This window comes from Desulfococcus sp., from assembly GCF_050178255.1.
In the GTDB taxonomy this organism is placed as follows: Bacteria; Desulfobacterota; Desulfobacteria; order Desulfobacterales; family Desulfococcaceae; genus Desulfococcus; species Desulfococcus multivorans.
This window is the reverse complement of sequence record NZ_JBFXGG010000174.1, coordinates 1-4,543: the sequence shown is the minus strand read 5'-3', so window position 1 is coordinate 4,543 and position 4,543 is coordinate 1. Positions and strand designations below refer to the sequence as shown.

General features: G+C 57.3%; 4 protein-coding genes. All 4 read left to right on the top strand.

The features are described from left to right. Window positions 1–130: 130 nt before the first annotated feature. The 4 genes from AB7S84_RS16680 to AB7S84_RS16665 all read left to right on the top strand — a co-directional run bounded on the left by AB7S84_RS16680 (window position 131) and on the right by AB7S84_RS16665 (window position 4,044). Entirely contained in the window at window positions 131–541 is a 411-nt protein-coding gene (locus AB7S84_RS16680) for a hypothetical protein (protein ID WP_428155887.1), read from the top strand. Window positions 542–696: 155 nt separating this feature from the next. Further along, window positions 697–1,812: an NADH:flavin oxidoreductase gene (locus tag AB7S84_RS16675; RefSeq protein ID WP_428155885.1), complete on the top strand. Its 1,116-nt coding sequence runs from the start codon at window positions 697–699 to the stop codon at window positions 1,810–1,812. 152 nt (window positions 1,813–1,964) lie between these two features. Beyond that, entirely contained in the window at window positions 1,965–2,183 is a 219-nt protein-coding gene (locus AB7S84_RS16670) for a hypothetical protein (protein ID WP_428155883.1), read from the top strand. Between the two features lie 115 nt (window positions 2,184–2,298). Then, entirely contained in the window at window positions 2,299–4,044 is a 1,746-nt protein-coding gene (locus tag AB7S84_RS16665; RefSeq protein WP_428155881.1) for a hypothetical protein, read from the top strand. Window positions 4,045–4,543 lie beyond the last annotated feature (499 nt).

The following is a 4,543-nucleotide window of genomic DNA, read 5'->3' as shown; positions in this document are numbered from 1 at the left end:
AATGCCGGTGGATATTTTTGAAGAAAACAGGCGTGGTGGGTGATCACATCATAATGATTTGATGTAAACTTTTCATGGGTAATCATCGTCTAATTGTCTTATTGTGACTGTTCAATCTGGAGGCATAGATATGAGAGAAAGATATTACGGTTTTTCAATGTATGGGGTTGCGACACTACTGATTATTTTATTTGGATTTTCTTTGTTGACGACCTCGCAGGCATTTGCCGATCGGGGAGACAAAGGAAACGGCCGCCACAAGGAATGGCAGAAACATCAGGAGGAAATGGACCGGGAAGATCGCAGGCATCATGAGGAGCAGGAGCGTGAAGCCTGGAAACATGAACGTGAGCAGGAGCGTGACGTCCGTAAAAACTGGAAAGAAAAGCAGGAGGACGCTCGAAAATATCACATGGACCGGGAAGATCGGGATAACTATGAAGAACAAGGGCGAGCGGTACGAAAACACCGGCAAGAGTTGGAACGCGAAAATACGAAGGATAATCGTGGGGGATATACCCATGGAAAGAATGAAATCTAGTTTCCAGACGCCGACACCGCTATCCGATCACATCATGAAAGTCGAAATTTGAGCCAATAGACGATTTCCCCGGCCGTGTCGCAAAACCGATGCTTTCCGAAAGACCCGCTGCGCATCGAGGCCGGGACCGTCACCGATCATGGAAAGGAACTGCCATGCCCGAGCTTTTTGAATCCACACGCCTGGGGTCATTGACCCTGGAAAACCGTTTTGTGCGCTCGGCCACCTGGGAGGGAATGGCCGATGACGACGGGGCCTGCACCCCTCGCCTGATCGATCTGATGACCCGTCTGGCCGACGGGGGCGTCGGCCTGATCATCACCGGCCATACCTATGTCAGCCGGGAAGGGCTGGCCGGACCGAAACAGATGGGAATTCACGACGACGGCATGCTGCCGGGGCTTACCCGGATGGCCTCGGCGGTTCACGCCCGAAACGGCAGGATTGTCGTTCAGCTGGCTCACGCCGGCATCCATGCCGCCGCTGAGTTGTCGGGACTTCCGGCGATGGGGCCTTCGGTGCTTCAGGGGGAAAAATTCCCCGTCTGCCTGGAAATGACCGAAGCGGACATTGCCGCCGTCGTCGACGATTTTGCCGCAGGAGCCGCAAGAGCGCAAAAGGCCGGGTTTGACGGGGTTCAGCTCCATGCGGCCCACGGATACCTGCTCAGCCAGTTTCTGTCGCCCTTTTACAACCGGCGTCAGGACCTTTACGGCGGCGACATCGAAAACCGCGCCCGCATCGTGCTCGAGATCCTGGATCGCGTTCGCGCAGCCGTCGGCAAGACCTTTCCGGTGCTCATCAAGCTGAATTCGGAGGATTTTGTCGAGGGCGGCTTCAGCCGACAGGACATGACGGCGGTTTGCCGGATGCTCGAACAGGCAGGAATCGATGCCGTCGAACTCAGCGGCGGCACCCGCTATTCGGGCAGATACACCCCGGTCAGGCCCGGCAACTTCGACACCCCCGACCGGCAGGTCTTTTACCGGGATGCCGCCGGGGATTACAAGGCCCATATCAGGACGCCCCTGATTCTGGTGGGCGGCATCCGGTCCCTGGCGACGGCAGAGCAACTGGTCGCCTCATCCCAGACCGATTACATTGCCATGAGCCGGCCGCTGATTCGCGAGCCGGAGTTGATCCGGCGCTGGCGGTCCGGAGACACCGCCATGGCGGCATGCCGGTCGGACAACCTCTGCTTCAGGCCGGCGATGAAAGGCCGGGGGATATACTGTGTGCTGGAGGAACGGGAGAAAAAGGGGGACGCATAGCCGGCCGTCGATGTAAACGGATTCCGGGGCTGCTGCCCGTCGATGCACAATGATTTTTTTCCCCGGCCATTGACATCGGAACCGCAACCCATTAATATAACCGATGGAAAAGTGTAGCGAAACGACACCAGAATTGCAGGCGGAAAACCACAATGAACAATATGCAACAATTGAGTCGGGAAATGATCCTTCATCTGCAGGTCGATGAGATCCTCAAGCACAAGTGGATTGAATCGGAAAAGGCGATGAGAGACCTGGGCAACGAAGCCGTGTTCGATTGGGTCCGGAAATATGCGGCCGGGTTCAGAGCCTATTGGGAAGATCGGCTCAAGGAAGCGAACAAGACGGAAAACAAGCCCGACAACCACTGAAATCGTGCTGTCCCCGGATGCCCGTCTATCCATGCCTTCGTGAGCGGCAGTCGATGCCGTATGCCTGTTGCGCCTCAGGTGCCATCCCCCTGAAAATCCCATATGGAGCGTTTGAATGAGAAAAGCCATTGTGGTCATTGTCCTGATCGGTATTGTTGCCGGAGGTGGCGTCGTCTGGTATTTGAATCGACCAGCGGCTTCCGATATTCAGCCGGCGGAGCTGTTGCCCGAGGACACCCTGGTGATGATCGAGGCGACCCACCTGAAGGAAAGCGTGGATACGTTCAGGGCAGGTCCCCTGGGCCGGGCTTTTTCAGGAATCGACCTGCCGGCGTGCATGGGCGCCTTCAACGCCGACCCTGAAGACATCGAACAGGTGAGCCGGCTTCAATCCCTGCTCAAGACGAGCGTCGACAGCCCCTGGTTCGACATCCTTTTCGGGGACCTTGCGGTCATGGCCGTCATGCGGCCGGATCCGGCTTCTCTGCGCGTACCTTCGGAAAGGCTCTGGCATGAATCCGCCGTCATGGTGCTGCAGCCGAAAAAGCCGGCCGAGATGATCCAGTGGGTCGGGAAGATGTTCTCCGGGGACGTGACCATAACGCCCCAAACCACGGAGGGTGTTCGTATGGACAGGGTCGATACGGGAGACGGCCGGCCCCTTTTCGTCGCCGTCCATCGCGGCCTGGGGCTGGTGGCTATGGATCCGAAGCCTATTGTCCGCTGCCTGGGGCACCGGGAGGCGGACGCTTTCCGGCCGTTGAGCGTGTCCGACGATTATGCCGCGCTGCGCACGGAGCTTTCGGCGCCGGACCCGAGCCGGTGCTTTGTCTACGTCGATCTCCATGCTGTTTTGGATATAGGGTTGGGTGCGGCAAACCGTCAAAATACCGGTGATGCCGATACGACCGAAGCCGAGAAGCTCTGGAAGGGGTTCAATCAGGCCGGACCCGTTATCGGCGCCGTCATGACCGACAATGGACAGGTGCTCCATCACCGATGGCGGATTCGATACAACCCTGCCGATCTGCCGCCGGAAGCGGCGCGGGTGCTGGGGGGGCCGCCGGAAACCAACAGTACCCTTCCCTGGGTGCCTGAAACGGTTCTTTACTACGGTTGGCAAAACAATCTGGATCAGGTCCTGGCATCCGTTCTGGATTTTTCGCGTCTCGATGCAGAGGAGAAAGCGGAATTCCGGAATGAATTCGAGGCGATAACCGGGGTCGACTTCGAGGATGCCGTCAACGCTTTCGGCCGCCAGGTGGCCGTCATCATTCAAGACATCCGAATCGGCGCCATGTTCCCTGTTCCCGAACTGGCCCTTCTGGCCGAGGTTGGACAGCCCGAGGTTATCCACCGACTGATGGAAGCCGTTGTTCGCAATTTCGGGGTGGCGATGAAGACCGAGACCGACGAAGGCGGATTCATTCGTTACGTACCCCTTCCCTTCGGCGAAGACATCAGCCCCGCCTATGCGATCCGGGACGGTTTTCTGGTGACAGCCTCCAGCCGAGGGTTTCTCAAAGACCTTCTGGCACAAAAATCCGTTGGCAAAAATCTTTCGGATTCACCCTTCTTCGGCGCTGTTGACAAAAGCCTCACCGACCCCAACAACCAGGCCGCCTACCTCCGGCTCGATCGAGCCGCCGCCAGGACCGGCGATCTGATCAAGTGGGTCATCTCCCTTGCCGTCATGACCGGGAAGGCCGATGATGCCAATCAAATGATCTATCTCTCCGGCAAGGTGGTGGAGCCGATTCTGCATGCCCTTGCCCAATACCCCGCCGTCGGATCCCGGACCATCCTCCGGGAAAACGGCATCCACGCGGACGTTTATATCCTGAAACCCCGGCCTGAATGAGAGCCTTTCCTCGTGTTCGGCCGGTCTGAGGGGTTACGGCATGGGGGGGCCATACCTGACGCCGCTTCCCGTGATGTGTCGGGGCGGGAGATAAAAGTTGCCCGGCCCGAGTGTTGACAATCGAGTCCATCAGATTTAGTTTTCCAGAATAAGTATCGTTTCATAAATAAAACGGCCGCTTCCAGATTGAACAGCGCCTCCGGTTGATTTTCCTGCAAAGACTCTCCCCCTGAACATTCGTCGTCATGCCGTCTCCTATCGCTGTACGGGAGTGACGTTGGCCCGACCGTCGCGTGCCGGTTTCAAGATCGGTTTCACTCAGCATGTCCTACTGAAGACAGCGGCTTGAAAAGAGTCGCTGCTGCTCACCCTACATAACCGTCAATAAAGGAAGGTGAAGAGATGGATGTGTCAACCTATCCGATCGATGTGGATCGTTATGCCAAGTGCATCGAAGTGTCCAAGCGTGTCCGTTGGGATATCGACCGGGACGTGATTC